General features: G+C 65.2%; 3 protein-coding genes. All 3 read left to right on the top strand.

Annotation, left to right across the window (positions count from 1 at the left end; translation table 11 throughout):
- Nucleotides 1-86: 86 nt before the first annotated feature.
- Complete coding sequence (locus tag EOA29_RS24265) at nt 87-1,370, top strand: efflux RND transporter periplasmic adaptor subunit (protein WP_126093433.1); 1,284 nt, start codon at nt 87-89, stop codon at nt 1,368-1,370.
- Between the two features lie 4 nt (nt 1,371-1,374).
- Nucleotides 1,375-4,530 carry an efflux RND transporter permease subunit gene (locus EOA29_RS24260; RefSeq protein ID WP_126093432.1) on the top strand — a complete coding sequence of 1,052 codons (3,156 nt, stop codon included), beginning with the start codon at nt 1,375-1,377 and terminating at the stop codon, nt 4,528-4,530.
- A gap of 11 nt (nt 4,531-4,541) precedes the next feature.
- A partial coding sequence (locus tag EOA29_RS24255) for a TolC family protein (protein ID WP_189478970.1) occupies nt 4,542-5,207 on the top strand: 666 nt, incomplete at its 3' end.

The raw sequence follows: 5,207 nt of genomic DNA, 5'->3' as shown, positions 1-5,207 counted from the left end.
GTACTCGGCCAACGCTCCCTCTTGAGGGTCGGATCGTCTAGCAACGATCTTCCAGCGCAAACCTCCAGCGAAAGATGATCCACGCCATGCGAATTCCATTCAGCCAGGCCTTCCTGCCGACACGCCGGCAAGCAACAATGGCGGCGCTCGGCTCAGCCCTCTTTCTGGCAGCCTGCTCGCAGGAGAAGAGCCAGGTGCCACCCGGCATGGGAGGCTCCGGCAGACCCGAGGTCGGCGTCGTCACCCTGCATCCGCAATCGGTCGCGATCACCGCCGAACTGCCGGGCCGCACGGCTGCCTCGCTCATTGCCGAGGTGCGCCCGCAGGTCGACGGCATCATCCGGCAGCGACTGTTCCAGGAAGGCGCCGAGGTGGTGGCAGGGCAGCCGCTCTACCTCATCGATCCGGTGAGCTATCAGGCAGCCTATGACAGCGCCGTCGCCGCCCAGCAGAAGGCAGAGGCCGCGCTCCCCACCGCGCAGGCCAAGTTCGACCGTTACTCCGGATTGCTGGAGCAGCATGTGGTGTCGAAGCAGGATTATGACGATGCCGCCGCGACATTGGCACAGGCTCAAGCCGATGTGGCGTCCGCCAAGGCCGGCGTCGAAACCGCGCGCATCAGCCTGAACCGCACATCGATCACCGCGCCGATCGCCGGCCGGATCGACAAATCCTCGCTGACGCCCGGAGCACTCGTCACCGCCAACCAGGAAACGGTGCTGACCACCATCCGCTCGCTCGATCCGATCAATGTCGACGTCACGCAGTCGAGCACCAACCTGCTCAATCTGCGCCAGGCGATCAACGAAGGCCGGCTGAAATTCAGCGGGACCAATGTCAGCGTCAAGCTGAAGCTCGACAACGGCACCATCTACGCGCAGAACGGCAAGCTGGAGTTCGCCGGCGCCAATGTCGACCAGTCGACCGGCACCTTCGCGCTCAGAGCCCAGTTCCCCAATCCCGACCGGCTGCTCTTACCCGGCATGTATGTGCGCGCCATCGTTGAGGAAGGCGTCGCGCAAAACAGCTTCCTGGTGCCGCAGCGCGGCGTCACCCGCGACCCCAAGGGCCAGGCGACGGCCATGGTCGTCAATACCCAGGGCAAGGTCGAGCAGCGCGTGCTCGGCGTGCGCAACAGCGTCGGCAACAATTGGCTGGTGGATTCCGGCGTCGGCGACGGCGACCGCGTCATCGTCGAGGGCCTGCAGCTGGTGCGCGCCGGAGGCGACGCGACAGCGGTCGAAGTGACGATCGACGAAACGACCGGCGAGATCAAGGACCGCGAGCAGAATTCCGCCTCGGCGACCGCCGCCGGCGGCAATGCCGCCGGTGCCGCCAAGCAGCCGGCCTCCGGCGCAACCGGGAACTGAAGCGATGTCGGGATTCTTCATCAACCGGCCGATCTTCGCCTGGGTGATCGCCATCGTGATCATGCTGGGCGGCCTCTTGGCGCTGCAGTCGCTGCCGATCTCGCAATATCCGCAGATCGCGCCCACCACGGTCAACATCAGCGCCAGCTATCCCGGCGCCGATGCCCAGACCGTCGAGAACTCGGTGACCAAGGTCATCGAACAGGGCATGACCGGCATCGACAATCTCGACTATATGACGGCGACGTCGACCTCGACCGGACAGGCCTCGATCACGCTGACCTTCACCAGCGGCGCCAACGCGGACACCGCCCAGGTGCAGACGCAGAACAAGCTGCAGCTCGTGCAGTCGCAGCTGCCGCAGGTCGTGCAGAGCAACGGCATCACCGTCTCCAAATCCTCGACCGGCTTCCTGATGGTCATCGGCTTCGTCTCCAGCGACGGCAAGATGAACTCGACCGACCTCGCGGACTATGTCGACTCAACCGTCAACGACACGCTGAAGCGTGTCGAAGGCGTCGGCTCGACGCAGCTTTTCGGCTCCGGCTATGCCATGCGCATCTGGCTCGACCCGGACAAACTAGCGCAATACGCGCTGATGCCGAGCGATGTCGCCACGGCCATCGAGGCGCAGAACACGCAGGTCTCGGCCGGCCAGCTCGGCGGCCTCCCGGCGCGCAAGGGCCAACAGCTCAACGCCACGGTAACGGCGAAGAGCCGGCTGCAGACCGCCGAGCAGTTCCGCAACATCATCCTGAAGAGCAACACCGACGGCTCGCTGGTGCGGCTGAACGATGTCGCCAAGGTCGAGATCGGCGCCGAAAGCTACACCACCCAAGCCCATTACAACGGCAAGCCGGCCGCCGGCGTCGCCGTCAGCCTGGCGACCGGCGCCAACGCGATCAGCACGGCGGAAGCGGTGCGCACGACGATCAATCGCCTGAGCTCGACCTTCCCGCAAGGCGTCGAAGTCGTCTACCCGTACGACACCTCGCCCTTCGTGCGCCTGTCGATCGAGGAAGTGGTGAAGACGCTCGCCGAAGCGATCGTGCTCGTGTTCCTGGTGATGTTTCTGTTCCTGCAGAACCTGCGCGCCACCATCATCCCGACGATCGCCGTACCGGTAGTGCTGCTCGGCACATTCGGCGTGCTCTCCTTCTTCGGCTATTCGATCAACACGCTCACCATGTTCGCCATGGTTCTGGCCATCGGCCTGCTTGTCGACGACGCCATCGTCGTGGTCGAGAATGTCGAGCGCGTGATGCAGGAGGAAGGCCTGCCGCCGAAGGAGGCGACGCGCAAATCGATGAACGAGATCACCGGCGCGCTGATCGGCATCGCCACCGTGCTGTCGGCCGTGTTCGTGCCGATGGCCTTCTTCGGCGGCTCCACGGGCATCATCTACCGGCAGTTCTCCGTCACCATCGTCTCGGCGATGGTGCTCTCGGTGCTGGTGGCACTGGTGCTGACGCCGGCGCTCTGCGCCACCATCCTGCGCCCGGCCAAGGACCATGCGAGGCAAAGGGGTCCGTTCGGCTGGTTCAACCGCATGTTCGATCGCGGCACCATCGCCTACCGCGACGGCTCGCACGGCATCATCAACCGTTCCTGGCGCTTCCTCGTCGTCTTCCTGGCCATCGTCATCGCCATGGGCTGGATGTTTGCCCGGCTGCCGAGCTCGTTCCTGCCGGAGGAAGACCAGGGCATCCTGATAACCAGCGTGCAATTGCCGGTCGGCGCGACGCAGGACCGGACCGAGCGCGTGCTTGCCCAAGTGACCGACCACTATCTCAAGGAAGAGAAGGACGCGGTCGACGGGGTGTTCACCGCTTCCGGCTTCGGTTTCGGCGGCGCCGGACAAAATGTCGGCATCGCCTTCGTTCGGCTGAAGGATTTCGACAAGCGCACAACGCCGGCAATGGCCGCGCAAGCGGTCGCCGGCCGCGCCATGGGCGCCTTCTCCAGGATCAGGGATGCGCAGGTCTTTGCGCTTGCTCCCCCCGCCATCCAGGGTTTCGGCAACACCAGCGGCTTCGACTTCTACCTGCAGGACGTCAACGGCGCCGGCCACGAGGCGCTCCTTCAGACGCGCAACCAGTTGCTGGCCTTGGCCAGCCAGAGCAAGCTGCTTGCCAGCACCCGCCCCAACGGCCAGGAAGATCAGCCGCAGTTCTCGGTCGACATCGACCAGGAAAAGGCCAGCGCCCTCGGCATCGGCCTCGCCGACATCAACAACACGCTGTCGAGCGCCTGGGGCAGCGACTACGTTAACGACTTCATCGATCGCGGCCGGGTGAAGCCGGTCTATCTGCAATCGGATTCGGACTTCCGCATGCAGCCGGAGGATCTGGACAAATGGCAGGTCCGCAATTCCGGCGGCGCGATGGTGCCGTTCTCGGCCTTCGCCTCCAGCCACTGGACCTATGGCTCGCCCAGGCTCGAGCGTTTTAACGGTTCGGCGGCGGTCGAGATCCAGGGCGCCGCGGCCGCCGGCCAGAGCTCGGGCGCCGCCATGGACGAGATCGACAGGCTGGTCGCGCAACTGCCCGCCGGCTATTCGCATGAATGGACCGGCCTGTCGCACCAGGAGAAGCTTTCCGGCAACCAGGCGATGTCGCTCTATGCGATTTCGGCGCTCGTCGTCTTCCTATGCCTCGCCGCGCTTTACGAGAGCTGGTCGATCCCGTTCGCCGTCATGCTGTCGGTGCCGATCGGCATCTTCGGCGCGCTGGCGGCGGCCACACTCTTCGGCCAGACCAACGACGTCTATTTCAAGGTCGGCCTGCTCACCACGATCGGCCTTGCCTCGAAGAACGCCATCCTGATCGTCGAGTTCGCCATTGAGCGGCAGGCGGCAGGCATGGGCCTGGTCGAGGCGACGCTCGAAGCGGCGCGACAACGCCTGCGGCCCATCCTGATGACGTCGCTGGCCTTCATCCTCGGCGTCACGCCTCTGGCGATCGCCAGCGGCGCGGGCTCGGGCGCGCAGAACTCAGTCGGCATCGGCGTCATGGGCGGCATGATCGCGGCGACCGTGATCGGCGTCTTCCTGGTGCCGCTTCTCTTCGTCACGGTGCGCCGCATCTTCAAGGGCAAGGCAGCCAAGCAGGATTCTGGGCAGGATACGGGCGGGACGCCAGCCACAGCCACTCAGCAATAAGGGTTTCTCACATGACAGGTTTCGAACGTGGTCTGCGGACCGCGAAGGGGCTGCTTTTGCCCGTGTTCACCGCCGCTCTGCTTTCCGGCTGCGTCGTCGGCCCCGACTATCGGACGCCTTTGATGGTGGTGCCGGCGACCTGGAGCGACCGGACGGGGACAAAGCCGGCCAAGCCGGCGGAATTGTCCAAATGGTGGCTGAAGCTGCGCGATCCCGAACTCAACGCGCTGGTCGAAGAAGCCGTTGCCGGCAATCTCGACGTCGCCGCCGCAAAGGCCAAGATTCGAAAAGCCCGCGCAAGCTACCGCCAAAGCGCAGGTGCATTGGCGCCGTCGCTGGACGGTTCCGCGTCGGCTACGCGCAACAAGTCGGCCGCGACCACCTCGGGCTCGAATTCCGTTTATAGCGAATACCAGGCCGGGTTCGACGCCAGCTGGGAACTTGACCTTTTCGGCGCCAACCACAGGGCCGTCGAGGCCGCACGCTATGGCCTGGACGCTTCGGAAGAAGAGCTCCGCTCGACCCTGCTGACCCTGGTTGGCGATGTTGCCTCCAACTACGTCCAGGCCCGCGGCTACCAGACACGCATCGCGCTCGCCCGGCGCTCGGCCGCATCGCAAAGGCAGACCGCCGAGCTCACCCGCACGATGGCGCTGGCGACATCGGCAGCGGTAGCC

The organism is Mesorhizobium sp. M1E.F.Ca.ET.063.01.1.1 (genome assembly GCF_003998155.1).
Taxonomy (GTDB): domain Bacteria; phylum Pseudomonadota; class Alphaproteobacteria; order Rhizobiales; family Rhizobiaceae; genus Mesorhizobium.
Note: the sequence above shows the minus strand (reverse complement) of the source record. Positions and strands in the feature narration are given on the sequence as shown.